We start from the raw sequence: 24,784 nt of genomic DNA on the forward strand, positions 1-24,784 counted from the left end.
ACTGAGGTTGCAGTCACTGAAGTTGCAGCGGTGAAACCTGATAGTGCAGTTTTACAAAGTGACTTGGTAACGGCTACCACTACAAGCTAATCCGTTTTATCACGCTGATACTTATAATTTTAGGCGCTAGCCAATTCAATTGCGCTTAGCGTTCAGTGCCACTACGATTTTTGATGGTCGCGTCTAAATAATTCCCAAGACTCCACTACTTCACCGTCGGGTAAAGTGCACAGTAAGATATCGCCATTGATGTGAGCTATGGTCGCTAAACTGCCGTCTAGCTTAAGGCAGTAATCGGCAGCAGGATTAGTTTGGTGTAACGGGGTTATATCGTCACCTGAGCAGGCCGAGAGAAGGGTAACGCTACAGCCTAAGCACAGTGTTTGCATTGGCCTTAAGTGGCAGTAAAATTCTTGAGACGAGCTTGGTGTAAATCCAGTTATCTGGCGCAGTTGTTGAATGCTTAGATGCAGTTGTTGAAGAAGAGCTGACATAACAGAGTTCCTGTTTATAAAGCCGTTTTATCTCTTCTTCAACTATAGACAAGTTTGCCTTGTTAGGTGAATTACTTCTATTGCCCACAAACAGGGCAGTGAATTTGCTTCGGTAGTTTCATTTCTCGAAACTCCATCGTCATGGCATCAATCATTAGAATGCGGCCATTAAGCCCTTGGCCCATACCGCTAATGGCCTTAATGGCTTCAGTGGCTTGAATACAACCCACTAAACCCACGACAGGAGCTAATATTCCTGATTCAACACAGGTTAGCTGCTGCTCACCAAACAGACTGCTGTAGCATTGATAGCAAGGCGACTGCGACTGATAATCAAATACCGTCACCGTGCCTTCCATACGAATAGCTGCCGCTGAAATAAAGCTGACTTTATGCTTAAAGCAGCTGCGGTTAAGTTGCTCGCGAACTAATACATTATCAGTGCAATCCAGCACCAGCATATGTGTTGATACTAACTGCTCAATGGCAGCTTCATCCAGAAACTGATTAATGGTATTGATGTAAATAAGTGGATTGAGTTGCTGTAATGTTTGCTTCGCAGAATCAACTTTTGCTTGGCCGATATTTTCATCATGATGCAGTACTTGGCGCTGCAAATTTGATAACTCCACGGTATCAAAATCGACTATGGTCATTTCACCCACACCTGCCACTGCCAGATATTGGGTTACAGTGCAGCCTAAACCGCCAGCGCCTATGACTAAGACTTTGGCTTGTTTAAGTTTCTCTTGGCCTTCGATATCCATGGCTTTAATGGATATTTGGCGGCTATAACGCAGCATTTCATTATCGGTAAGAATATCGTCAGTTAACATGTCATTGCTCATTAAGCTGCTAGCCCCTTGCTGTCGGTCATTATTAATCCTTAGCAAAGTACGCTGTTAAAGGGTTCAACTTCGACTGTGCTACCCGCTGCAACATCGCCTTGAAATTGCGCTAAGTTAATAAAGCAATTCGCTAGGCTCATTGAGGTCAACATGCCAGAGCCTTGACCGCCAGTGGTGGAAACAACTAACTCGCCATTGTCATCACGGCTAAGCACCCCACGCTGGTATTCGGCGCGGCCCGGCTGTTTACGGATAGGGCTTGAAAGTGTCGCTGTTACGATGACAGGTGCTTTAGGGGTTAAGCCCTGCATTTTGTTGATAATAGGCCAAACAAGCTTGTAGAACGTCACCATTGATGACACAGGGTTACCCGGTAAACCGCAGAATACCGCTTTACCTAATTTACCAAAGGCAAACGGTTTACCCGGTTTAATGGCCAAGCGCCAAAAGGTGATTTCACCTTCTTCAGACAAAATTTGTTTGGTGTAATCCGCATCACCCACTGAAACCCCGCCAGAGGTGAGCACGATATCAGCTTGCTCTGCTGCTTCTCTGAATGCACCTCGAATAGCTTCTTTGTCATCTTCGATGACACCTAGGTCAATCCATTCCACGTTTGCTTGGGTTAATAAGCCTTTAATTGAGTAGCGATTAGAGTCATAAATTTGCCCAGGGGCGAGATCGCTACCAACAGGTCTTAATTCGTCACCCGTTGAGAAAAAGGCGACTTTAAGCTTACGTTTTACTCTGACTTGGCTAATACCGATAGTGGCCAGTACGCCCATCTCTGCGGCGCGAATTTGAATGCCACTTTTTAACACATTGGTACCAGCAAGCAACTCTTCGCCGCGGTAGCGCACGTTAGCGCCTTTCGCTTTGGGCGCTTCAATACTAATGATGTCAGCATTGGTGGTAGTTTTTTCTTGCATCTGCACTGTGTCATAACCAGCGGGTACCGGCGCGCCGGTCATTATCCTGATACAAGTATTGGCTTGAGGCGTCCCCTTAAAAGGGTGACCTGCAAAAGAGGTACCGATAAGTGTCAGTTCAGTCGATGAGCTGAGGTTTAAATCTTCAAAACGAAAAGCAAAGCCATCCATTGATGAATTATCAAAGGGAGGCAAATCAATACAAGAAGCTAAATTCTCAGATAATACTCGCCCAACTGCATCATTTAAGCTGACCATTTCATTGTCTTGGGTGGCATTAACTTGCGCTAATAACGCTTCGATAGCCTCCTGTGGCGGCATTAAATCGGGTTGTGCGCAGGCATCTGGTTGCTTTGACATCGTTGCTTCCTCACATGGCTATTGCCATATACTGATTGCACTTAGCGAGTGCTAAGATGATAAGATTTATGTTTGATTCTGCATTATGCCATGCTGGCAGCAGATAACTATGATCAGACCGAAGGTTTTTTATATCGATGCCGACCCAAAACCAACAAACTGCCAGTGACTGCAATAATAGTTTAATGACCACATCGAAAAAGCCAGCAATCGTGGCATCTGCTTGGTTTTTATATATGGTCAAATGCCATAACGGTCACTTGTACACTGGGGTTACCACAGATGTTAGTCGCCGTTTTGCTGAGCATCAAGCTGGTGGCGTAAAAGCGGCTAAATTCTTAAAAGGAAAAGGGCCACTCACACTGGTATATCAAGAGTCACAGCCTGATAGAAGTCGTGCATTGAAGCGGGAAATAGCGGTAAAGAAGTTAACGCGTAGGCAAAAGTTAGCCATGATTGCGAGTTATGAAAACGCGCAAGCTAAAGCCACTTAACAGGCGCTTATGGCGTATTAAGTGGCAATGTTTGCTGCTGCAGCTGGTTATCGTTAGCTTTAGAATTTGAGTTAGTGAGATCTCAGTACTGGATACTTCAAGTATTGCTCATCGTAATAGGGGCTACGTTGATAAAACCAGCGCAGTCTGGCTTTCGGATCTGCAGCAAAGGCTTCATCCTCTAAGGCTTTTTCAAATTCTAGTTTCAAATTATCGTCTTCAGCCAGCATTTTGGCCGCTAATGGCTCGACGGCATAGTCTTCAATGTATTCAGTACGGGTAAAGATGCTATTGAAAAATCCCCATTGAAAAAACGAATCTGCAGATTGAGGTTCCAGCAGCAAAATGGCTAAATCACCCAGAGGTTGGTTAGTGGCAATTTGAATAGTACCAGCTGGTAAAGTGGTTGTTATTTTAACTTTAGTGCTGCTAGCTTTAACCCGTTGACGACCCTCATAATCTACTGCGTTAAATTCAGGCTGACTAAATTGGTATTGCGCCGCCTTGATGGTTTTAGGCTTTTCTAAGCGAGTCATTCTTACGCCATGTATGGCTAAGCGCTCAATCACTTGCTGCCACTGGGCGGGAACATAATAGAATTTAGGCCGTTGAGTGATGATATCGGCTTCAGTGTTACCCATTAGCGGTAAGTTAGGGTATAGCTTTGGCTGGCCATTCCATCTGACCACATTTGTGCCACTAATGTCACTTTGCTCAACGCTGTAGTCAATGCCTTTAAAATCCCAACCTTGGGGTTGTTTGACGCTTTGCCAAGTTAACGCAAGCTGCTGCGGGGTGCGGTACTTATCTTCATAAATTGCCGCTGTTAATTTAGTGCCATGCTCGGCAACCGTTTTAAGGGTTTGCTCAAGCATCACGTAGGTACCAAGCACCCGTTGTTTAAAGGGTTTTAAGCTGTGGTTTTCAATTAAAATGGTCGGTAAATGGCGCGCATCACCGTAACCATTTGAAAAGCGTGGGCTTGGATTCCAGTAAGACAGCCCTTTAGACATATCGGTATTATCAATGGCAAACACTAACCCGCCAGGGACATGACCTTGCTTGGTCAGCGCCGCTTCAACTTCAGGGCGATAATAGTTTTCTAGCCAATCAAAACTTGCTGGGCTATAGCCTTGTTTGACGTTATAACCAAAGGTGACATCGTATTGGTAGTCGATGCCGTCAGTCACATGGACATCAATGTACAAGTCGGGTTGCCACAAATTGATGGCACGGATCATATGCTGTAATTCAAGGGTATCTAACTTGGCGTAATCACGGTTTAAATTAAGGTTTCTGGCGTTGGTGCGCCAGCCCATATTAACTGGCCCTCGCTGATTAACCCGATTAAACTCATCACTGCGCTCATGACCATCGACACTTAAAATGGGCACAAACAACAGATTTACCTTATCCAGTAAGGCTTTTTTGTCGCCATGGCTAATGTCACGTAGCAACATCATGCCGGCATCTTTGCCATCAATCTCGCCAGAATGGATCCCCGCCTGTACCAGGACTGTGGGTTTATTATTGCCGCTAAGCTCTTTAGCAGTGGCAGCCCCTTCTTCCGATGCGACCAGCATCCAAATATCACGGCCTTGGGGGCTTTTACCGATGGAGACTTGTTGCAGTAAATCACTGCTGTCGACCAGCTTGGTGAGCCATTGCTGGGTATCATTGTAATTAGGGCTGCTAATTAAACCGTTTTGCTCAAAAGGGGTCGCCCATGGTGCATTTTTTGATTGAATTAATGCTTTACTGGCGCCTTGCCAGCTGGCAATTGGCGGTAAAATCGGGTCGTTTACAAAGGTGTTATTAACGCTAGGGCTGGCAGTTATTATTTTTTCCGAATGCTTACTAAGGTTTTCAGTGGCGAATGCATTGCTATTGAGCAGCAAGAATGAATTAATCACTAGAGTGGCAATGATGGCGCGGCGCATAGATATCCCTATGATATATCCAAAGTTTATTGTGTCATCTTAAATTAATTCTCTATGGAGGCAATAGCAGATTGATACTGATTAAAGGAAAGTAAATTACGCCATTAAAAAAGCCGCAACTGGGGATTTGCGGCTTTTTGATTAGGCTTCAACTTGGTAGCGCCGTGATGACAAGTTAATATGTCATCGGCTCAACACTAGCTATTAGGGCCAGCATTTTTAATCTCATCAGACACGTCATACTTAGCAAAGTTTGCGGTGAACTCTTCGGCGAGTTGCTGAGCAAATTTGGCATATTCAGCTTTATCTGCCCAAGTGTTTACTGGGTTCAATAATGCAGTTTCAACCCCTGATACCGCGACAGGCACCTTAAGGTTAAGTTTATCAATATGCATGGTTTCAACGTCTTTAAGCTCGCCGCTGACAATGGCATCGACAATCGCGCGGGTCGTAGGGATGTCAAAACGCTTACCAACACCGTGAGGTCCACCAGTCCAGCCAGTATTAACCAAGTAAACTTGGCTGCCAAATGATTCAATGCGCTTCATCAATAGTTCAGCATAAACCCCTGCTGGACGTGGGAAGAATGGTGCGCCAAAGCATGTTGAGAAGGTCGATTGAATGGCTGCGGTCGAGCCCATTTCAGTTGAGCCGACTTTGGCGGTATAACCTGACAAGAAGTGATAAGCCGCTTGCTCTTTGGTTAACACAGACACTGGCGGTAATACCCCAGATACGTCACAGGTTAAAAACACCACCGAGTTAGGCTCAGCGCCACGATTTTCTTCAACGCGCTGGCCAATATGCTCTAACGGATAAGCAGCACGGCTGTTTTCAGTCAAGCTAGTATCTGTGTAATCAGGAGTGCGAGAGTCATCTAACACCACGTTTTCAAGTACGGTGCCAAAGCGAATCGCATCCCAAATAACCGGCTCATTTTTTTGACTTAAGTCGATACATTTAGCGTAGCAGCCGCCTTCAATATTAAATACCCCGCCCGGTGCCCAGCCATGTTCATCATCGCCAATTAAAAAGCGCTTAGGATCGGCTGAAAGGGTGGTTTTCCCTGTGCCTGATAAGCCAAAAAATAAAGTAGTGTCACCTTTAGCGCCCACGTTAGCGGAGCAATGCATTGGCAATACCCCTTTTGCTGGCAATAAGAAGTTTTGCACCGAGAACATCGACTTTTTCATTTCGCCGGCGTATTTAAGGCCTGCTAGCAGTACCTTTTTGGCGGCAAAGTTAATCATCACTACGGCATCGGAGTGGGTGCCGTCACGGGCAGGATCGCAAACAAAATCAGGTGCATTGATAATTTGCCATACTGCTTTATCGCCACGGTTAAAGCTTTCTGGGGTGATAAATAGATTACGGGCGAATACCTGATGCCAAGCATATTCTGTAGTAACACGAACCGGAAGGTAGTGCTCATCAGAGGCACCAACTTCAAGCTCAGAAACAAAAAGCTCTTTATCAGCAAGGTAGGCTTCAACACGGCCCCAAAGTGCATCAAAGGTATCGGCAGCGATACCTTTGTTGACTGAGCCCCAGTCGATTTCATCTTGGGTGTTGGCTTCTTGAACAATAAAGCGGTCGTTGGGAGAGCGACCTGTTCTTGCGCCGGTTTTTGCTACCAGTGCGCCATTGGCGGTTAATGTCCCTTCATTACGTTGTAAAGCAAGTTCAATTAACTCAGCGCTAGTAAGGTTAAGGTGTACGCTGTTGGTTTCATCTGTCATCGAGTGGTTCTCCGTCATAAGTAGGTCGTTTATCGGTCTATGGCGCCGATTTTTTTGTTTAGGATGACTTACGTTAGCTTGCTTAAGTTTGGCTTAGGTGCGGCTGAATTAAGGTTCGGTTGAACACTAAATTAGCGATCCCTATGCAATTTAATAATAACGCAATAACGGCACGGAGGAGTAACAGTTTGGTAACTTTTTTGTAATTAGTGGCATTTTTTAAGTTGAAAGGGGGATTTTTAGCGATAAAAAAAGCGCCTTAGGCGCTTTTTTTGAAAGTTTACTTGAGGAGGTAACAGTTATTGCTGCTTGTCTGCACTCATGTTACCAGCAAAGATTGCCGCAATATCGATACTGTCAAAGTTGTAAACTGCAGGACAATATTCACAGTCCATTTCAATTTTACCCTCTTCAGCGAGTATGGCTTCAACTTCTGCTTGCTCTAAGGTCGCCAGCGCTTTAGCGCTACGCTCTTTAGAGCAACTGCACTTAAAGGTGACATCGATAGGATCAAATAAGCGCACTTCTTCTTGATGGTATAAACGATGTAACACTTCTTCTGCGGTTAAGCCAAATAGCTCTTCTGACTTGATAGTATGAGTCAGCGCAGATAAGTGTTCGAACTCTTCGTTTTCTTTGTTTTCAGTCGGTAATACCTGTAACAACATACCGGCAGCTTGTTTACCGTCAGCAAATAAACGGATCACTGTGGGGAGCTGCTCAGATTGATTGAAGTATTCTTCTAAACAGGCGGCTAAATCAGCATGCTCAAGAGACACAATACCTTGGTAGCGTTCACCTTCATCAGGGGTTAGGGTAATCACCATAATACCTTGGCCAAACAGCTCCGCCAGTGAAGCGTCATCTGCTAACTCACCTTTCCAGCGGGCTATGCCGCGTAAGGCCTGTAAGTTGCTGCCATTGATAACTGCTAAAGATACTGGGCCATCACCTTGCAATTGCACACTGATGTCGCCAGTAAATTTAATGGTGGCTGTCAACAATGACGTTGCCGCCATTAATTGGCCGATGATGTGCTGTAATGCAACAGGGTAATCATGGGCGGCTAAAATTTCTTGGTAGCTGTTTTCCAGTTGTACCATTTCACCACGGACTTCGGCATTATCGAATAAGTAGCGATGTAATAGATCTTTGCTCATGTGGTCTCTCAATTTGTTGTGCCGTTAAAAAGTTTATAACTCTTTAAAGCGTTTAAGTTGTCGACGTTGCTTTTTATCCGGCTTAGTTTCAGGCGCCGGATTATTTAAGATATTTAATCTTCTGGCTTCAGCATTAAACTCGCGTTTTTTGATGCTTTCAGCCGTTTCTTGATATAGCGTTTGCGCTATAGCAGCCCCTTGTCGATGTTCAGACAATTGAGCAATAATTATTTCCCTATCATCGTGCCCTTGGCGAAGTCGCACTGTTGCACCGACTTCTGCTAGTTTGCTCGATTTGGCTCTTTGGCCGTTATAGTGAACTTTGCCACCATTGATCATGTCTTTTGCTAGCGAGCGAGTTTTATAAAAACGTGCCGCCCATAACCATTTATCTAACCTTACTGACATAGTATTAACTTGAGCTATGCTCATTAAGCCCCCTCAAAAGTGGTATGAGTTCACAAGGTTGACATTTTTCACATGTAAAATGGAGGCAAGAGCCTAAATAGTGGCATTTCTCACAGCCTTTTTAAGCGCGCAAATGTAGCATAATCAGCTGTATTTCGCCAATCCAGATGCTATGGGCTTGTTGCGACAAGCCGTGTAGGTTAGCATGATGCAGTATTTCCTAAATTAACAGAATAAGAACAGCGACCTGTGCTGAGGGTCAAAGCAAATATGGATGTATTAGATAAAGTTATTACCAAGGTTGCGGCTCTTCCTCAAAAGCAGCTGAGCGCGGCCTTCTTTTGGTTAGGGTTAGTGATCGTGCTATCAATTGCTGCTCAGATCACTTGGAAGTTAATGCCTGTTAATTCTCAAGCTGTAGCATGGCAACCATCGCCAACTTCTTCTGCTAGCGCGAAACGTATTGAGCTCAGTGGTGTGCAACAGTTATCACTGTTTGGTAAAAAAGGTGCCAGTGATACCCAAGCGAAAAAGCCCGCTCCAGTGGAACAAATTACCGATGCCCCTAAAACTAACTTGTCTATTTTGCTGACAGGCGTGGTGGCATCAACTTCTGATTCACATGGCCTTGCGGTTATCGAGTCAAAAGGCAGCCAAGAAACCTACAGCCTAGGTGACAAAATCAAAGGCACTTCAGCGTCATTAAAAGAAGTTTATGCCGACCGCATTATTATTACCAATGCGGGCCGCTATGAAACCTTAATGCTTGATGGCTTAAATTACACCACTCAAAGCCAAGCCAATGAATCACTTCAAAAAGCAAAACAAAATCGCACCGTGCAAACGGTTCAACGTAGTGTACTGACTCAAGAGTTAGCCGACTCACGGGATGAATTACTTGCAGATCCGGGTAAATTAACTGACTATCTGGCTATCTCACCAGTCAGCGGTGCAGATGGCATCAGCGGTTATCGATTAAACCCGGGCAAAAATAAGTCTTTATTTGCCTCAGCAGGTTTTAAAGCAAATGATTTAGCCAAATCCATCAACGGCTACGACTTAACTGATATGGGGCAGTCGTTAGAAGTGATGGGGCAATTAGCAGAATTAACCGAAATTGGCGTCATGGTCGAACGTGATGGGCAGTTAGTTGAAATAATTTTTAGTTTGCCAGAATAGTATGGGCAGTAGAGGATTGAAAATAATGAAGAGTTACGGAATTCGACGCAAGTTATTTGCTGGAATGGTTGCCGGTATTGCCATGCTGGCTTCTCAAGCTGCTTGGTCGGAACAGTATGCTGCCAATTTCAAAGGCACAGACATTCAGGAATTCATTAATATTGTGGGTAAAAACCTCAATAAGACCATCATCGTTGATCCTACTGTTCGCGGCAAAATTAACGTCCGCAGTTACGACTTATTAGATGACGAGCAGTACTACCAGTTCTTCCTCAATGTTTTGCAGGTGTATGGCTATGCCGTGGTTGAAATGGAAAACCGCGTTATTAAAGTCATTAAAGATAAAGATGCCAAAACTGCAGCTATTCGCGTCGCTGATGATAACACCCCAGGCTTGGGCGATGAAATGGTCACCCGCATTGTGGCGTTATACAACACCGAAGCTAAACAACTAGCGCCATTACTGCGCCAGCTTAATGATAATGCTGGTGGCGGTAACGTAGTGAACTACGACCCATCTAACGTATTGATGATTTCAGGCCGCGCAGCTGTCGTAAATAAATTAGTAGAAATTGTTCGCCGTGTCGATAAGCAAGGTGATACAGCTGTTGAAGTGGTATCCCTTGAATATGCCTCAGCCGGTGAGATTGTCCGTATTGTTGATACCCTTTATCGCGCCAGCGCTAATCAAGCACAAATGCCCGGTCAAGCGCCAAAAGTGGTGGCTGATGAGCGTATGAACGCCGTTATTGTGAGTGGTGATGAAAAGAGCCGTCAACGCGTGGTCGATCTAATTCGTCGTCTAGATGCTGAGCAAGCTAACACTGGTAACACTAAAGTACGCTACTTACGCTACGCTAAAGCAGAAGATTTAGTCGAAGTGCTAACCGGTTTTGCTGACCAACTCGTGAGCGATCAAGATGCGGGTAAAACCTCGGGTAGCAAGCGTAAAGAAATTAATATTATGGCTCACGTTGATACCAATGCTTTGGTGATCAGCGCTGAACCGGATCAAATGCGCACCATTGAAAGCGTGATTAACCAGTTAGATATTCGCCGTGCACAAGTATTGGTAGAAGCGATTATTGTTGAAGTATCAGAAGGCGATGATGTTGGCTTTGGTATTCAATGGGCATCAGCTGCTGGTGGTGGTACTCAGTTTAATAACTTAGGCCCAACCATAGGTGAGATTGGCGCAGGTGTATGGCAAGCACAAGGTGAAGAAGGCACTACAGTGTGTACCGAAAATGGTACTTGTACTGAAAACCCAGATTCACGTGGTGATATTACCTTACTGGCGCAAGCATTAGGTAAAGTGAACGGCATGGCTTGGGGCGTGGCAATGGGTGACTTCGGCGCCTTAATCCAAGCGGTTTCAAGTGATACCAAATCAAACGTACTTGCAACACCGTCGATTACCACCCTTGATAACCAAGAAGCATCATTCATCGTTGGTGACGAAGTACCTATTCTTACCGGTAGCCAAAACTCAAGTAACGGTAACAGCAACCCATTCCAAACCGTTGAACGTAAAGAAGTGGGCGTTAAATTAAAAGTGGTACCACAAGTCAATGAAGGTAATGCGGTTAAGCTGACCATTGAGCAAGAAGTGTCAGGTATTAACGGTAAAACTGGTGTCGATGTGACCTTTGCAACTCGTCGCTTAACTACCACGGTTATGGCAGATTCTGGTCAGATTGTAGTACTGGGCGGTTTGATTAATGAAGAAGTACAAGAGTCAGTACAAAAAGTGCCATTTTTAGGTGACTTACCGATTATCGGTCACTTATTTAAGTCTTCATCAAGCGGTAAGAAAAAGAAGAACTTGATGGTATTTATCAAGCCAACCATTATTCGTGACGGTATCACCATGGAAGGCATCGCTGGTCGTAAATATAACTACTTCCGCGCCCTGCAACTTGAGCAACAAGAGCGCGGCGTAAACTTAATGCCTAAGACCAATGTGCCAGTGTTAACTGAGTGGGATCAAGAAGCTTACTTACCTGATGAAGTGAACGAAGTGCTTAATCGTTACAAAGAAGGTAAAGAGTTAGAAACTAAGATGCGCGAAACAGACCCTGCGCTTAAGCATATTAGCGAAAGAAAAGATCTAGACAATGCCGTCACTGAAGCTGCTGAAACCGAACAAGAAGATGATGCCAATGAGTGAAGCAGCAATGACTGAACAATTGGCACAGGTGTCTACCGATTTAGGCTTAGAAGCCGAAGAGCTTAATGATGAGGTGTTTCACTCCAACAGTCGTGAACGCCTGCCATTTGCTTTTTCTCATCGCTTTAATTTGGCATTGGCCAAAGAAGCCGATGCCCTAAAGCTTTACTACACCAGTAATACCCCACTTGATGCCATGCTTGAAGTGCGCCGTTATGCCGGTGAAGATCTGGTGTTAGTCAAGCTGCCGGTAGAAGACTTTGAAGCGAAATTAACCCACACATTCCAGGCTAATTCATCAGAAGCCCAGCAGCTGATGGAAGACATTGGTAATGAAATGGATTTATTTACCCTCGCCGAAGAACTGCCACAAACCGAAGATTTGCTCGAAGGTGATGATGACGCGCCAATCATTAAATTGATCAACGCCTTGTTATCAGAAGCCATTAAAGAAGAAGCCTCTGATATCCATATCGAAACCTACGAAAAGCAATTAATCGTCCGTTTCCGTATTGATGGGGTTTTGAAAGAAGTTTTAAAACCTAACCGTAAACTGTCTTCATTGTTGGTTTCACGTATTAAGGTGATGGCGCGTTTAGATATCGCAGAAAAACGTGTGCCGCAAGATGGTCGTATTTCATTACGTATTGCCGGCCGCGCAGTTGATGTGCGTGTCTCTACCATGCCATCAAGCCATGGCGAGCGAGTGGTATTACGACTACTGGATAAAAATACCGGCAACCTAGATTTAAAATTATTGGGTATGACCCTGTCTATCCAAGATGAATTTGAAGCGTTAATTCGTAAACCGCACGGTATTATTTTGGTTACCGGCCCAACAGGTTCAGGTAAAAGTACCACCCTGTATGCGGGGTTAACTGAGATTAACTCCAAAGACACCAACATTTTAACCGTTGAAGATCCGATTGAATATGAACTGGAAGGCATTGGCCAAACTCAAGTGAATATGAAAGCGGATATGACCTTCGCCCGTGGTTTGCGGGCGATATTACGTCAAGATCCTGATGTGGTCATGATTGGTGAAATCCGAGATTTAGAAACCGCACAAATTGCAGTGCAAGCTTCACTAACCGGTCACATGGTTATTTCGACCTTGCATACCAACACGGCATCGGGCGCGATTACTCGTCTGCAAGATATGGGTGTTGAGCCTTTCTTGGTGTCTTCAAGCTTACTGGGTGTATTAGCCCAGCGACTTATTCGTACCTTGTGTAACGAATGTAAGGTCGAGCATGAGCCAGATGAGCGTGAGCGCGAATTATTAGGCATAACGGTCAATGATACCCGAGTGATTTATCGCGCTAAAGGCTGTAAAGCCTGTGGTCATAATGGTTATCGAGGTCGTACCGGTATCCATGAATTACTCACTGTTGATGACAACGTTCGTGAATTAATTCACGGTGGCCGCGGTGAGTTAGCCATTGAAAAGTATGTCCGTCAAACGATTCCAAGTATCCGTCATGATGGCATGAGCAAAGTACTGAAAGGGGTTACCACCCTTGAAGAAGTATTGCGCGTGACCCGCGAGGAGTAATCAATGGCAGCGTTTGAATATAAAGCCCTTGATAGCAATGGTAAACAGCAAAAAGGGGTGATAGAGGCTGATACGGCTCGTCATGCACGTAGTCAGCTACGTGAACAGCGCTTAATGCCCTTAGAGCTAGAACCGGTTGCTGAAAAAGAAGCCAAGGCCAAAAGCGGTGGGCTTAAGTTTTTCAAACGTGGTATCTCGGTTGCAGAGCTTGCTTTAATTACCCGTCAAATCGCCACTTTAGTTGCTGCAGGTTTACCCATTGAGGAATCACTCAAAGCGGTAGGCCAGCAATGTGAAAAAGATCGTCTTGCCAGTTTGGTCATGGCGGTGCGCTCGCGGGTTGTTGAAGGGTACAGCTTGGCTGATTCTTTAGCCGAATTCCCCCACGTATTTGATGATTTGTACCGCGCTATGGTGGCATCAGGTGAAAAGTCTGGTCATTTAGAAGTGGTACTAAACCGCTTAGCCGATTACACCGAACGTCGCCAGCAACTGAAATCTAAACTAACTCAGGCAATGATTTACCCTATGGTATTAACCATTGTTGCCATTGGGGTAATTGCCGTATTACTGGCAGCAGTGGTACCTAAGGTGGTTGGTCAGTTTGAACATATGGGTCAAGAGCTACCCGGTTCAACTCAGTTTTTGATCCTCGCCTCTGATTTTGTGCAAAATTATGGGGTATTTGTGCTTGTGGCACTGATTGGTTTGTTTGCACTACTAAAGCAGCTGCTAAAAAAACCAAACTTTAGAATGCAATATGACACCTGGTTACTCAAAGCACCGGTTATTGGCAAAGTCAGTAAAGGCCTGAATACCGCCCGTTTTGCGAGAACCTTAAGTATCTTGTCAGCAAGTTCTGTACCTTTGCTTGAGGGCATGCGTATTGCCAGTGAAGTGCTGCAAAACGTCAAAGTGCGCGCAGCAGTGGATGATGCTACAGCAAGAGTGCGTGAAGGTACCAGCCTGGGCGCGGCGCTAACTAATACCAAACTTTTTCCGGCTATGATGCTCTATATGATTGCATCAGGCGAAAAAAGTGGTCAGCTGGAGCAAATGCTAGAACGTGCTGCAGATAACCAAGACAGAGAATTTGAATCTAATGTGAATATTGCCTTAGGGGTATTTGAACCCATGCTCGTGGTCAGTATGGCCTCGGTGGTGTTATTTATCGTGATGGCAATTTTACAGCCTATTTTAGAATTGAATAACTTGATCAGCGCTTAAGTATCCAAGTTATTTACTATTTATTGTTAGCGCACCGAGTGTGCGCGTCGGAGGAAGTTGTTAATGCAAACTAATCGAAATCAAACCCGTGGTAAACAAGCTGGTTTTACCTTACTTGAAGTCATGGTCGTGATTGTTATTTTAGGTATTTTGGCCTCTATGGTGGTACCTAACTTAATGGGTAACAAAGATAAAGCTGATATCCAAAAAGCCGTTTCTGACATTGTAGCGTTAGAAAACACCCTCGATATGTACCGCCTAGATAACAGTGTGTATCCAACAACGGAGCAAGGCTTAGATGCGTTAGTGCAAAAGCCAACCTCGTCACCTGAGCCTCGTAATTACCGACCAGACGGTTACATTAAGCGTTTACCACAGGATCCTTGGCGCAACGATTACTACCTATTAAGTCCTGGCGAAAATGGCCGTATTGATATTTTCAGTGCCGGTCCTGATGGCCAAGTGGGAACTGAAGATGATATCGGCAACTGGAATCTGCAAAACTTCCAGTAAGCACGAAGTCTAATAGCAGATGATGATATCTAAACGCCAATCGGGGTTCACCCTCTTAGAAGTATTGCTGGTTGCCTTATTGATGGGGTTAGCTGCGGCTGCCGTCACGATGACAACCAGTACTTCAGGGCCTGAGCAAGCGTTAAAAAAAACGGCCCGTCAGTTTATTGCGACCACTGAATTAGTGATTGAAGAAACCATTTTAAGCGGTCAATTCTTAGGTATCGTCGTCGAAGAAGATGAATATCAATTTGTCTATTACGATGAAAAAAAATGGCACCCTATAACCCAAGATCGTCAACTGGCCCCAAGGCAAATGGACCCGGGTGTGAGTTTGAGTCTACTGCTTGATGGCTTGCCATTAGTTCAAGAAGATGAAGATGATGAATCTTGGTTTGATGAGCCATTAATTGAAGCCTCAAAAGAAGATAAAAAGAAAAATCCCGAGCCGCAAATTTTACTGTTTCCCAGTGGTGAAATGTCGACGTTTGAGTTGAGTTTTTTGACCGATGACGACCAAGGTAAAGAGATTGAAGTGCTAGTGGTGGGTGATGCATTAGGGCGTTTAGCCATAGGAAGCTTTGATGAAATACAGTAAAGGTATGACCTTACTTGAAGTCATAGTGGCCTTGGCGGTGTTTTCTATTGCTGCGGTTGCTGTCACCAAAAGCATTGGCGATCAAATGGCCAACCTGCCGATTTTAGAAGAGCGAACCTTAGCCCAATGGGTTGCTAGCAATCAAATGGTTGAGGTTAGATTAACGCAGCCTTTTCCTGAGCTGGGCACTAAAAATGGTCAGGTAGAGTTAGCCGATAAAGATTGGTATTGGCGTCAGGAAGTGATTAAAACCACCGACGACAATTTCAGAATGATCAGAGTATTAGTCAGTGATGATGACAGATTTAATCGCACCGTCGCACAAGTGAGTAGCTATGTTCACAATGAAGGCTAAGCGCTCAAGACACAGCGACAATCATCGCCAAGCAGGCTTTACTTTGCTGGAAATGATGATTGCTATTGGTATTTTTGCCATGATCGGGCTGGCATCGAACTCGGTACTGTCAACCGTGATGAAAAACGATGAAGCCACCAAAGAATTTTCAATCCGTTTGAAAGCCTTACAGCAAGGATTTGGCATTATCGAACGTGATTTAGGCCAGATGGTAGCCCGAACACAACGTGGCCTAGACGGCGAGCGTACCACCACTGTGTTTCAAACGGGCGATAACATGCTGGACTCAGAAACCGAAGCGCTGGTGTTTTTCCGTTTAGGTTGGCTCAACCCTGATGGCATGTTGCCAAGGGGTAGTTTGCAGTCGGTGTCATATGTGGTGCAAGAAGGCCGCTTAGAGCGTTGGTACTATCCTTACCCTGAGCCAGAAATTGGTGCAGAGCCATTAAAAAGTTTGATCATTAAAGATGTTATCTCCATCGAGTATTCGTTTTTTGTCGGTGATAAATGGGAGCGTAAAGTTGATGCTTCACAACTGCCACTTGGCATCGCGATGAAATTAGAAATTGAAGGCTTAGGTATCATTGAGCGTCGTTTTCTACTGCCTAAAGGTGGCGGTGATGCCGCAGCCAGTAACGGCGACAATAACGATGATAATGGCAGTAACGATAATACTGATAACGACAATGATACTGATGGCTCTAGCACGGGTGAAGACGGATGATGAAATATCAGTCGCCGGGGTTGCGTAAACAGCGCGGAGTCGCGTTATTAGTGGTGTTACTGGTGGTCGCTTTAGTGGTGATTATTGCGACCAATATTACCAGCCGTAATCAGTTATCCATGCGCCGTACCTTGAATTTAGCCCAGTATGATCAAGCCTATTGGTATGCTATTTCGGCAGAAGAATTAGGTAAAAAGATTTTAAAGCAAGATATGGAAGATGCTGACGGCACCGTACATTTACAGCAATATTGGGCTTTAGCTGATGTGATTTTTCCGGCTGAATACGGCGAAATTGGCGGTGAGATTAAAGATATGCGTTCTTGTTTTAATCTTAACGCTTTATCAGTTAAGTCAACAGAAGTTGAAAATGGCCAACCTAAATTATCATTAGCCGCGACTCAGTATATGTCACTGTTGGTTGCCCTAGGTATGGATGAATTTGGCGCCGAGCGGCTGACCCATACTTTGATTGATTATATTGACGAAGATACGGTAGCAATGCCCTATGGCGCTGAAGATGCCGATTATGAGTCTCGTAATACGCCGTATCGAGCAGCGAATACCTTGATGAATCATCGCAGTGAGCTGCGGGCGGTATTAGGATATAACCAGCAAGTGTATTTAACCTTGTTGCCTTATATTTGCGCGATACCAGGTAATAACCAACAATTGCTTAATGTGAATACCCTAGAGGTTGAACAAGCAGCATTGTTAGTGGGTATGCTAGAAAACAAGATTAGCCAAAGCGATGCGGAAAGTTTAATTAACCAACGACCTGCAGATGGCTTCGAAACCGCAGCAGAGTTTTGGGAAAATAATTCCTTAGCGAGTTTAGCCACTGAAAGTAATATGAAATCGAGCATAGTGGTCGATAGTAATTACTTCTTATTAAAAGCGGGCGCTAAAGTGGATAATGCGATGTTTAGAATGGATAGCGTTTTGCGTCGCAGTAATAACAAGTTTGATGTGATCAGTCGTCAATACGGTGATCAGCAATAATGAATATGGGTAACAATCCGCTTCAATTAACCTTGGCTAGTTTGGCCTGTGGCAGTTTGAAGCTTGTGGAGAATGACAGTGTCTGAACGGCTTTTTATCCGATTAGGGAAAACATCAACAAGTCCTTGTTCGTGGCTGGTATGGTCAGAACAAGAGCAAGAAATTATTGCTTCAGGTGAGTTAAGTGATGCAGCGAGCTTAACCAGTTTGACTGAGCGCGCGGGCAATCGTCCGGTGGATGTGTTGGTGCCAGCGGCCAGTATGACATTGACTCAAATTGCATTGCCTGAAAAAAATCAGCGCCAAGCGTTAAAGGCACTCCCTTTCATGCTAGAAGAAACCATCGCCTCTGATGTTGAAACCATGCACTTTGTGGTTGGCCCCCGTGATGGTGAGCAGCTAAATGTCGCCGCAGTGGCCCATGAGCAAATGCAAAACTGGTTATCTTGGCTGCTTGATGCTGGCATTAAAGTAAAGAGTATTGTCCCTGATTGTTTAGCCTTACCGTTGGATCAATGTAGCTGGGCTGCGCTGGATATGGGTGATGAATTGTTACTGCGTACCGGTGAAGGTAGTGGTGTGAGCTTGCCAAAAACATGGTTAGATTTCGCCTTACCTGAGCTGCTATCGCGTCGAAGTGATGCCGATTCTGCGCTAAAAATTGCCGCCTATAGCGAAGACTTAGTGTTTACCAATGCTGAGGTGGAAGCGAAACCATTAGATATTCCGATGATGGTATTGGCAAAGGGTATTTTACAGGCACCGATTAATTTATTAAGCGGTGTGTATCAGCCAAAGCGTGAATACAGCAAGCATCTGATGCTATGGAAAAATGCGGCTATTGTAGCGGTTATTGCTATCGTACTTGGGCTAGTGAATAAAGGCTTAACCATTCATCAGTTGAATCAACAAACCGCTGAAATAAAACAGCAAAGTGAAGCGATATTTAAGCGTGTTAGTCCAGGGGTAAACCGGATTGTTAATATTCGCTCGCAGCTGGACTCACAATTGCGCAGTCTTAAAGGTCAAGGTGGCGGTGCTGCTTTCTTTGACATGCTTGATGGTCTGAAAGAGTCATTTCAAAAAGTGCCCGATTTAAAACCGAACTCAATTCGTTTTGATGCAAGTCGTAATGAACTGCGCATGCAAGTGACGGCAAAAAGTTATGATCACGTGGATAAATTCAAGCAACTGGTTGAAGCGCGTTATGAGTTTGATATGGGTGCCATCAATAGCGGTGACAATGAAGTGAATACCACAATTACCTTGAAGGGCAAATAAGATGGAAAATTTGCAAATTTGGTGGCGTGGACTCGCGCAACGTGAACAGCAATTAGTCGGCAGTTGCGCAGTGTTTGTGGTTATTGGAATTTTGTATTGGGGCATTTGGAGCCCGATTGCAACTGCGGCAGACAATGCTGAAAAAGATCATCAAGCAGCCAAGCAAACCTTAAATTATGTTAAACAATCGGCGAATAAAATTGCCGGTTTAAAACAACAAGGTTCTGGGCCAAGAGCATCAGGCAGCTTAAGTTCGATTGTGAACCAATTAGCTGGCCAATATGATTTAGACATTACCCGTATGCAGCCACAGGGCAATAAAATCCAATTATGGATGGACGATGTGCCATTTGACAGCTTACTTGATTACTTGCATGAACTGGTTGAAGAAAAAGGCTTAACCCTAGAAAGTGTTGATGTATCAGAGTCTGACTTGGCAGGTTATGTCAAAGTGCGCCGTATTCAGTTATCTAAGTAAGTAGGTATAGTAGTGAGTTTGATTAAGAAAATTATTTTAGGTGTTTTTGTTTACCTGATCTTTTTGGTGGTATTTATCCCAGCAAATTGGCTAGTGGGGATTGCGCCATTACCCAATAATATCAAGGTAAGCGGTGTTAGTGGTACATTGTGGCAAGGCTCTGCTGATTTGGTGTCGATTGATCGCCGTTTGATTGAACAGGTGTCATGGGATTTAAATCCTTGGACATTATTTATTGGTCAGCTCAATGTCGATCTGCAGATTGGTAGCCGGGCAACGCCAGTTAGTGGGCAGGGTGATATTAGTTGGTCTTTCTCAGGTGTCTCAGCTGAAAACTTGCGCTTTGAAGCGCCGAATAAATTTTTATTAGGCAACGCAAAATTACCCTTTAGAACCATGGTAGATGGTGATGTCAGTTTAATTGTTGAAAGCCTTAAGCAAGGTACGCCTTGGTGTGAGCAGTTAACCGGTAAGCTATTTTTGAATGCTATTGATGTTAAAAATCAGTTTGGTGAATATCCTTTAGGGGATATCGCCCTAGGGTTGAGTTGTATTGATGGCCAAGTGCAATTGATGACTGATGACTCAATGAACAAAATGGGGATTCAAGGTAGCGCCACTTTAGGTGAAAATAATCGTATTGTGGTAAGTGCTAAGATCAAACCGACCCATGAGCAGCCACAAGATTTAACCCAAGCTTTAAGCTTTTTGGGTAAACAAGATAGCCAAGGCTATTACCCTGTTAATTATCAGGGCACGATTCCAGGGTTGTAGTAACGACTGCTTCATCAGAAATTTGAAAGGCAGCTGAATCACATCAGCTGCCTTTTTTATTGGCTATAAATTATTAGCTACCATAGGCACTTAGCCTTTAACTGCAGCTAATAAGTCTTGATGTAAGAGTTGGTAATCATCAATGGCAGGAAAATCGATGAAATCCTTATTGGGCTTTTGACTGTCAGGATTGCTAATACCTAATTGAAAGCCAACACCCGCCAAACGTGATGCTTCAAGAATATTTTCATTGTCATCAACAAACAAACAGCGGCTTGGATCTAAATCATACTTCGCGAATGCTTGCTTCCAAAATTCAGGGTGCTCTTTAGGATAACCCGTTTCATGGCTCGACATCATTCCATCTAGGCCTCTTGCCAGTTCAGTATGTTCTAATTTAAGTTCTAGGCTTTTAGGATGGGCATTGGTTAACAGGATTCTTTGTTTACCTGCCGTAGCGAGCGCCTCTAAAAAGGGCATGCTGTCTTGGCGCATTTGAATTCGCTCAACCAGTGAATAATGCAGGGTGAGAATATCTATGTCTAATTGTTGCTGCCAAAAATCAATGCAATACCAGTCTAGGGTGCCAACAACCTTATGGTAAGACTGCTCGACTAGCGCCTGCGCTTGGGCTAAGGAAATTTGCTTTTGTGTACTAAGCTGTTGAGGTACCAAAGTTAACCAAAAATGGTTATCAAAATGCAAATCCAGCAAGGTGCCGTCCATATCGAGCAAAACTGTGTCTATCTTATGCCAAGGAAACATGTAAATTCCGGTTGTAGAATATAGCTAGGGTAGTAAGATTGTAACTGGTCTTACTAAATTCGTCATATACGAGGTTTTAATGACATCACGGCATAAAAAGCCCGAAATTCTTCATCGCGAAATTGTCGCTAAAAGTCGACTGTTTCAGATAGAACAGCTGCACCTAAAATTTTCTAATGGCATTGAGCGTCAATATGAACGAATGAGTGGTGGCAGCCGCGGTGCGGTCATGATTGTGCCTGTGCATCAAGGTCAATTTTTGTTGGCTAAAGAATATGCCGCAGGCACTGATAATTATGAGTTGGGTTTTCCTAAAGGCTTGATTGATCCCGGCGAAGAGGCTGTTGAAGCCGCGAATCGTGAGTTACAAGAAGAAATCGGTTTTGCCAGTCGTAAGCTGACCTTATTGAAAGAATTAAGCTTAGCGCCAGGTTATTTTGCCAGTAAGATGCAAATTTTCATTGCTGAAGATTTATATGAAAGCAGCCTAGAAGGTGATGAGCCTGAACCTATTGAAGTTATCCCGTGGGCGCTTGGTGAATGGCAAGCGTTACTGGATAACAATGATTTTTCAGAATCGAGAAGTGTGAGTGCATTATTTTTAGCCCAACAACATTTACAAGGTTAATCTTGCTACTGTGTTAGCGGCTAAATTTAGCCAATTGAGATGTTGTAAGCGTTATTACTGACTGATGATTAAAATATTTCAGCTTACTCATCTAATTTAACTACAAATAAATCGTAAATTAGTCTAACTTGACACTATTCAGAGTATTATTTGGCGATTGGAGTCGTTATGAAGCCAGAAGAAGTAATTGAACAAGTCATCAGTATTGCCACCGAGGCGGGTCAAAAAATCCGCGATATTTATTTGAAAGGTGATTTTGATCGCGAAATAAAATCTGATAATACTCCTGTCACCTCAGCGGATCTGGCTGCAAATGAAATTATTTGTACTGAACTTGCTAAATTAACGCCTGATATTCCAATCTTAAGTGAAGAAGCTGCCGATATACCTTTTAATGAGCGTAGCGAGTGGCCACGTTATTGGTTAGTGGATCCATTAGATGGCACTGGTGAATTTATTGCTGGTAGTGGTGACTTTTCAGTGATTATTGCACTCGTTGAGCAGAATCGCCCTGTGATGGGGATAGTGTATGTGCCGATGACAAACGTGTGTTACTACGCGATTGCAGGTTTAGGAGCCTACAAACGTGATGCTAACAATGAAGTGCGTATTAGCAGTAAACCACTTACTGATATTAATGAATCAGGTTTACGTCTTGCGGTAAGTCGTCGTCAAGACCCACAATCAGTATTAAAGTTACTCAGTCATCCTAGCAGTTGCGAATTAGTGGTGTTAGGCGGCGCAGCATTAAAGAGTTGTTTAGTGGCCGAAGGCCGAGCTGACTGTTACGTGCGTTTAGGGCCAACCGGTGAGTGGGATACAGGCGCTGCGCAAATTATTCTAGAAGAAGCAGGCGGCGCGTTAATGGATATTAACCTGCAACCGTTAACTTATAATGAACGTGAAACCCTTGAAAATCCAAACTTTATTGTTGTAGGTAGCCCGAATTTACCTTGGGACGATATCCTCACTAATTAGTCAGCTCGACATGACTTATTTAAGCCCTCTAGTAGAGGGCTTTTTTGTGACCGCCATTTATAAAATACTCATGCTGTCTATAAATTAATGGGTTATGAGCATTGTTTTAATTTTGTTTGCTGTTAGTTTGTTGTTCAAAGCATTATTGATAATAGCGGCTTAAGGGCAAATGCAATGCGTGAAGGAGAGGGGGTGTTCACTCAGAGCTTCATTCATGGCTTAAATTACTTACCAAAATTGTTATCTATTTATATTCAAGGCTATACCTCAGGAATGGCAAAATAAGGATGTTTCATAGTATTAACCAAACGTTTTCTCCCTTACTTCATCACTCAGTGCCTTGGGGCATTAAACGATAATATCTATAAAAATGTGCTGCTATTACTGGTGACTTACAGCCAGGTAGATGCACTACCGATTAGCGTCAATATGTTTGTTAATTTAGCTGCCGGAGTGTTTATTTTACCGTTTTTCTTATTTTCAGCCCATGCAGGTGTCGTGGCTGACAATATGGACAAAGCGCGACTGATAAGACGACTTAAATTACTGGAGCTTATCATCATGTCTTGCGCGGCTTTTGCCATATTGTCGCAAAGCTATTTGCTGATGTTGGTGCTACTATTTCTTACTGGCAGTCAATCGGCTTACTTTGGCCCAGTTAAGTATTCCTTATTGCCACAAACGCTTAAAGAAGATGAGTTAGTTACTGGTAATGCTTGGGTTGAAATGGGCACCTTTATCTCGATCCTTGCTGGCACCTTGTCTGCAGGTTTGTTAGTGGCAAGTGAGCATAGTTTACTTGGCGCTGCGGTGACTGTGGTGACGTTATCTATTGCTGGTTACTTATCAAGCCGGGCTATTCCTGCATTACCGCCACAAGGCACAATCAGTAAAATTCGTTTTACCCCTTTTACGGGAACATGGCGCAGTATTGCCAAAGTAAGGCAAACCCCAAGTATCTGGATGGCTATTCTCGCCATTAGCTGGTTTTGGTTTTTGGGCGCCACTTATTTAACCCAGTTTCCTAACTTTGCCAAATTACACCTGTATGCCGATGCCACCGTGGTGTCGTTATTGTTGGCATTATTTTCCATTGGTATCGGCATTGGCTCGTGGGTATGTGAGCGGATTTCCTATGGTCATGTGGAGTTAGGCGTGCTGCCGTTTGGGGTTTTAGGTTTAACGGTATTTGGGGGTGATTTAATTTTTGCTATTCCGCCAGCGCCATTAGATAGCAGTTTTGTTTACAGCTTTAGTAGCTTTATCGCAGATCCGCAGCATTATCGGCTGATGGTTGATTTGCTGTTTATTGGCTTAAGTGGTGGATTATTCATTGTGCCCTTGTATGCCTTTATTCAATCTAGGGCTGCACCAGGGGAGTGTGCCCAAGCTATTGCGGCAAACAATATTATTAATGCCTTATTCATGGTGATGGCGGCAATACTATCTATGTTGTTACTTGGCGTTTTAGAGTGGAGTATTCCGCAATTATTTTTACTCCTTGCTGGGTTGAACACTGCGGTGGCGTTATATGTGTATGCTCAGGTACCTGAGTTTGCTCAGCGCTTTATCAGTTACTTGTTGAGCCACTTGATGTACCGCGTCAGTGTTAATGGGCGTCTCAATATTCCGGCGCAGGGAGCTGGGGTGATTGTCTGTAATCATGTTAGCTATGTTGATGCCTTAATTATTATGGGTGCATCCACCCGTCCTATTCGTTTTGTGATGGATAAATCCATCAGTGAAATTCCGCTATTAAAATATCTCTTTCGCCATGCTGGAGTTATTCCTATTTGCTCACCTAAAAAGTGTGAAACCACCTACAAGCAAGCATTTGAGCTAATCCATGAAGCCCTTGGTAATGAGGAGCTATTGTGTATTTTCCCTGAAGGACGTTTATCTGTTGATGGTGAAATTGCTGAGTTTAGACCCGGTATCGAAGCGATTTTAGCGAGAGATCCCGTCACAGTAATCCCGATGTCATTACAAGGCTTATGGGGCTCATACTTTAGCCATAAAGGCGGCCATGCACTGACAACACTGCCGAAGCGTTTTTGGTCTAGGGTGACTGTGAATATTGATGCAGCGGTCGATGGGGTCTCACTGGGTCGCCATGGGCTACAAGCTAAGGTCACTGAGTTATTTGATAGCACAACTGTTCGTTAAATGAGAGCGCTAATGGTCGT

General features: G+C 44.1%; 24 protein-coding genes. 16 read left to right on the forward strand and 8 right to left on the reverse strand.

All coding sequences use genetic code 11. From position 1 onward, the window contains the following. Window positions 1-161 precede the first annotated feature (161 nt). The 3 genes from AB4160_RS00340 to moeA all read right to left on the reverse strand — a co-directional run bounded on the left by AB4160_RS00340 (window position 162) and on the right by moeA (window position 2,631). Complete coding sequence (locus AB4160_RS00340; RefSeq protein WP_102436007.1) at window positions 162-494, reverse strand: DUF333 domain-containing protein; 333 nt, start codon at window positions 492-494, stop codon at window positions 162-164. A 77-nt stretch (window positions 495-571) separates the two neighbouring features. Further along, window positions 572-1,342, reverse strand: coding sequence for a molybdopterin-synthase adenylyltransferase MoeB (gene moeB, locus AB4160_RS00345; protein ID WP_102476464.1), 771 nt, complete (start codon window positions 1,340-1,342; stop codon window positions 572-574). A gap of 38 nt (window positions 1,343-1,380) precedes the next feature. Further along, entirely contained in the window at window positions 1,381-2,631 is a 1,251-nt protein-coding gene (gene moeA / locus AB4160_RS00350) for a molybdopterin molybdotransferase MoeA (RefSeq protein ID WP_372003149.1), read from the reverse strand. Between the two features lie 137 nt (window positions 2,632-2,768). Here moeA and AB4160_RS00355 point away from each other — a divergent pair, with 137 nt between their 5' ends. Continuing rightward, on the forward strand, window positions 2,769-3,125 hold the full coding sequence (locus AB4160_RS00355; RefSeq protein ID WP_102476462.1) for a GIY-YIG nuclease family protein: 357 nt from the start codon (window positions 2,769-2,771) through the stop codon (window positions 3,123-3,125). A gap of 71 nt (window positions 3,126-3,196) precedes the next feature. Here AB4160_RS00355 and AB4160_RS00360 read toward each other — a convergent pair whose 3' ends face one another. From AB4160_RS00360 to hslR, 4 genes are all read right to left on the reverse strand, one after another. After that, on the reverse strand, window positions 3,197-5,065 hold the full coding sequence (locus AB4160_RS00360) for a M14 family metallopeptidase (protein ID WP_102436015.1): 1,869 nt from the start codon (window positions 5,063-5,065) through the stop codon (window positions 3,197-3,199). Window positions 5,066-5,262: 197 nt separating this feature from the next. Continuing rightward, window positions 5,263-6,804, reverse strand: a complete 1,542-nt coding sequence (locus AB4160_RS00365; RefSeq protein WP_102476460.1) for a phosphoenolpyruvate carboxykinase — start codon at window positions 6,802-6,804, stop codon at window positions 5,263-5,265. A 299-nt stretch (window positions 6,805-7,103) separates the two neighbouring features. Beyond that, window positions 7,104-7,964 carry an Hsp33 family molecular chaperone HslO gene (gene hslO / locus AB4160_RS00370; RefSeq protein ID WP_076541343.1) on the reverse strand — a complete coding sequence of 287 codons (861 nt, stop codon included), beginning with the start codon at window positions 7,962-7,964 and terminating at the stop codon, window positions 7,104-7,106. A 33-nt stretch (window positions 7,965-7,997) separates the two neighbouring features. Next, window positions 7,998-8,396 (reverse strand): ribosome-associated heat shock protein Hsp15, encoded by a 399-nt coding sequence (hslR, locus tag AB4160_RS00375; RefSeq protein ID WP_102436019.1) that lies wholly within the window; start codon window positions 8,394-8,396, stop codon window positions 7,998-8,000. 246 nt (window positions 8,397-8,642) lie between these two features. Between hslR and gspC the strand changes: the two genes are divergently transcribed. The 12 genes from gspC to gspN all read left to right on the forward strand — a co-directional run bounded on the left by gspC (window position 8,643) and on the right by gspN (window position 20,227). Further along, window positions 8,643-9,551: a type II secretion system protein GspC gene (gene gspC / locus AB4160_RS00380; protein ID WP_372003153.1), complete on the forward strand. Its 909-nt coding sequence runs from the start codon at window positions 8,643-8,645 to the stop codon at window positions 9,549-9,551. Window positions 9,552-9,576: 25 nt separating this feature from the next. Then, a complete protein-coding gene (gspD, locus tag AB4160_RS00385; protein WP_102436023.1) occupies window positions 9,577-11,721 on the forward strand; it encodes a type II secretion system secretin GspD in 2,145 nt (714 codons plus the stop codon). A 7-nt stretch (window positions 11,722-11,728) separates the two neighbouring features. Beyond that, window positions 11,729-13,276, forward strand: coding sequence for a type II secretion system ATPase GspE (gspE, locus tag AB4160_RS00390; protein ID WP_372000425.1), 1,548 nt, complete (start codon window positions 11,729-11,731; stop codon window positions 13,274-13,276). A 3-nt stretch (window positions 13,277-13,279) separates the two neighbouring features. Next, window positions 13,280-14,503, forward strand: coding sequence for a type II secretion system inner membrane protein GspF (gene gspF / locus AB4160_RS00395; protein ID WP_102436027.1), 1,224 nt, complete (start codon window positions 13,280-13,282; stop codon window positions 14,501-14,503). A gap of 63 nt (window positions 14,504-14,566) precedes the next feature. Next, entirely contained in the window at window positions 14,567-15,016 is a 450-nt protein-coding gene (gspG, locus tag AB4160_RS00400; protein ID WP_102436029.1) for a type II secretion system major pseudopilin GspG, read from the forward strand. Window positions 15,017-15,038: 22 nt separating this feature from the next. Beyond that, window positions 15,039-15,614 (forward strand): type II secretion system minor pseudopilin GspH, encoded by a 576-nt coding sequence (gspH, locus tag AB4160_RS00405; protein ID WP_102476459.1) that lies wholly within the window; start codon window positions 15,039-15,041, stop codon window positions 15,612-15,614. After that, the gene (gene gspI / locus AB4160_RS00410; protein WP_076541330.1) at window positions 15,601-15,969 is read left to right on the forward strand and encodes a type II secretion system minor pseudopilin GspI; all 369 of its coding nucleotides are present in this window, start codon (window positions 15,601-15,603) and stop codon (window positions 15,967-15,969) included. The genes gspH and gspI overlap by 14 nt, the downstream gene beginning before the upstream one ends. Then, window positions 15,950-16,693: a type II secretion system minor pseudopilin GspJ gene (gene gspJ / locus AB4160_RS00415; protein WP_372000402.1), complete on the forward strand. Its 744-nt coding sequence runs from the start codon at window positions 15,950-15,952 to the stop codon at window positions 16,691-16,693. Before gspI ends, gspJ begins: the two co-directional genes overlap by 20 nt. Continuing rightward, a complete protein-coding gene (gene gspK, locus AB4160_RS00420; protein ID WP_102436065.1) occupies window positions 16,693-17,694 on the forward strand; it encodes a type II secretion system minor pseudopilin GspK in 1,002 nt (333 codons plus the stop codon). Before gspJ ends, gspK begins: the two co-directional genes overlap by 1 nt. Window positions 17,695-17,772: 78 nt before the next feature. Continuing rightward, window positions 17,773-18,975, forward strand: coding sequence for a type II secretion system protein GspL (gene gspL / locus AB4160_RS00425; RefSeq protein ID WP_102436067.1), 1,203 nt, complete (start codon window positions 17,773-17,775; stop codon window positions 18,973-18,975). Window position 18,976: 1 nt separating this feature from the next. Then, window positions 18,977-19,453 carry a type II secretion system protein M gene (locus AB4160_RS00430; protein ID WP_102436035.1) on the forward strand — a complete coding sequence of 159 codons (477 nt, stop codon included), beginning with the start codon at window positions 18,977-18,979 and terminating at the stop codon, window positions 19,451-19,453. A gap of 12 nt (window positions 19,454-19,465) precedes the next feature. Then, window positions 19,466-20,227: a type II secretion system protein N gene (gspN, locus tag AB4160_RS00435; RefSeq protein WP_102476458.1), complete on the forward strand. Its 762-nt coding sequence runs from the start codon at window positions 19,466-19,468 to the stop codon at window positions 20,225-20,227. Between the two features lie 90 nt (window positions 20,228-20,317). Here gspN and yrfG read toward each other — a convergent pair whose 3' ends face one another. Continuing rightward, window positions 20,318-20,992: a GMP/IMP nucleotidase gene (gene yrfG, locus AB4160_RS00440; RefSeq protein ID WP_102436039.1), complete on the reverse strand. Its 675-nt coding sequence runs from the start codon at window positions 20,990-20,992 to the stop codon at window positions 20,318-20,320. Window positions 20,993-21,071: 79 nt separating this feature from the next. Here yrfG and nudE point away from each other — a divergent pair, with 79 nt between their 5' ends. The 3 genes from nudE (at window position 21,072) to AB4160_RS00455 (ending at window position 24,764) form a co-directional block, all read left to right on the forward strand. Beyond that, window positions 21,072-21,620 (forward strand): ADP compounds hydrolase NudE, encoded by a 549-nt coding sequence (gene nudE, locus AB4160_RS00445; protein WP_102531928.1) that lies wholly within the window; start codon window positions 21,072-21,074, stop codon window positions 21,618-21,620. A 168-nt stretch (window positions 21,621-21,788) separates the two neighbouring features. Then, on the forward strand, window positions 21,789-22,598 hold the full coding sequence (gene cysQ / locus AB4160_RS00450; RefSeq protein ID WP_372003157.1) for a 3'(2'),5'-bisphosphate nucleotidase CysQ: 810 nt from the start codon (window positions 21,789-21,791) through the stop codon (window positions 22,596-22,598). Between the two features lie 294 nt (window positions 22,599-22,892). After that, window positions 22,893-24,764 carry an MFS transporter gene (locus tag AB4160_RS00455; RefSeq protein WP_372003179.1) on the forward strand — a complete coding sequence of 624 codons (1,872 nt, stop codon included), beginning with the start codon at window positions 22,893-22,895 and terminating at the stop codon, window positions 24,762-24,764. Window positions 24,765-24,784 lie beyond the last annotated feature (20 nt).

This window comes from Shewanella sp. 10N.286.51.B8, assembly GCF_041469325.1.
GTDB lineage: Bacteria > Pseudomonadota > Gammaproteobacteria > Enterobacterales > Shewanellaceae > Shewanella.

Bases quoted from the DNA above. Each gene is read 5' to 3' on its own strand.
- AB4160_RS00340 (WP_102436007.1), bottom strand. From the start codon at position 494: ATGTCAGCTCTTCTTCAACAACTGCATCTAAGCATTCAACAACTGCGC.
- moeB (WP_102476464.1), bottom strand. From the start codon at position 1,342: ATGAGCAATGACATGTTAACTGACGATATTCTTACCGATAATGAAATG.
- moeA (WP_372003149.1), bottom strand. From the start codon at position 2,631: ATGTCAAAGCAACCAGATGCCTGCGCACAACCCGATTTAATGCCGCCA.
- AB4160_RS00355 (WP_102476462.1), top strand. From the start codon at position 2,769: ATGCCGACCCAAAACCAACAAACTGCCAGTGACTGCAATAATAGTTTA.
- AB4160_RS00360 (WP_102436015.1), bottom strand. From the start codon at position 5,065: ATGCGCCGCGCCATCATTGCCACTCTAGTGATTAATTCATTCTTGCTG.
- AB4160_RS00365 (WP_102476460.1), bottom strand. From the start codon at position 6,804: ATGACAGATGAAACCAACAGCGTACACCTTAACCTTACTAGCGCTGAG.
- hslO (WP_076541343.1), bottom strand. From the start codon at position 7,964: ATGAGCAAAGATCTATTACATCGCTACTTATTCGATAATGCCGAAGTC.
- hslR (WP_102436019.1), bottom strand. From the start codon at position 8,396: ATGAGCATAGCTCAAGTTAATACTATGTCAGTAAGGTTAGATAAATGG.
- gspC (WP_372003153.1), top strand. From the start codon at position 8,643: ATGGATGTATTAGATAAAGTTATTACCAAGGTTGCGGCTCTTCCTCAA.
- gspD (WP_102436023.1), top strand. From the start codon at position 9,577: ATGAAGAGTTACGGAATTCGACGCAAGTTATTTGCTGGAATGGTTGCC.
- gspE (WP_372000425.1), top strand. From the start codon at position 11,729: ATGACTGAACAATTGGCACAGGTGTCTACCGATTTAGGCTTAGAAGCC.
- gspF (WP_102436027.1), top strand. From the start codon at position 13,280: ATGGCAGCGTTTGAATATAAAGCCCTTGATAGCAATGGTAAACAGCAA.
- gspG (WP_102436029.1), top strand. From the start codon at position 14,567: ATGCAAACTAATCGAAATCAAACCCGTGGTAAACAAGCTGGTTTTACC.
- gspH (WP_102476459.1), top strand. From the start codon at position 15,039: ATGATATCTAAACGCCAATCGGGGTTCACCCTCTTAGAAGTATTGCTG.
- gspI (WP_076541330.1), top strand. From the start codon at position 15,601: ATGAAATACAGTAAAGGTATGACCTTACTTGAAGTCATAGTGGCCTTG.
- gspJ (WP_372000402.1), top strand. From the start codon at position 15,950: ATGTTCACAATGAAGGCTAAGCGCTCAAGACACAGCGACAATCATCGC.
- gspK (WP_102436065.1), top strand. From the start codon at position 16,693: ATGAAATATCAGTCGCCGGGGTTGCGTAAACAGCGCGGAGTCGCGTTA.
- AB4160_RS00430 (WP_102436035.1), top strand. From the start codon at position 18,977: ATGGAAAATTTGCAAATTTGGTGGCGTGGACTCGCGCAACGTGAACAG.
- yrfG (WP_102436039.1), bottom strand. From the start codon at position 20,992: ATGTTTCCTTGGCATAAGATAGACACAGTTTTGCTCGATATGGACGGC.
- nudE (WP_102531928.1), top strand. From the start codon at position 21,072: ATGACATCACGGCATAAAAAGCCCGAAATTCTTCATCGCGAAATTGTC.
- cysQ (WP_372003157.1), top strand. From the start codon at position 21,789: ATGAAGCCAGAAGAAGTAATTGAACAAGTCATCAGTATTGCCACCGAG.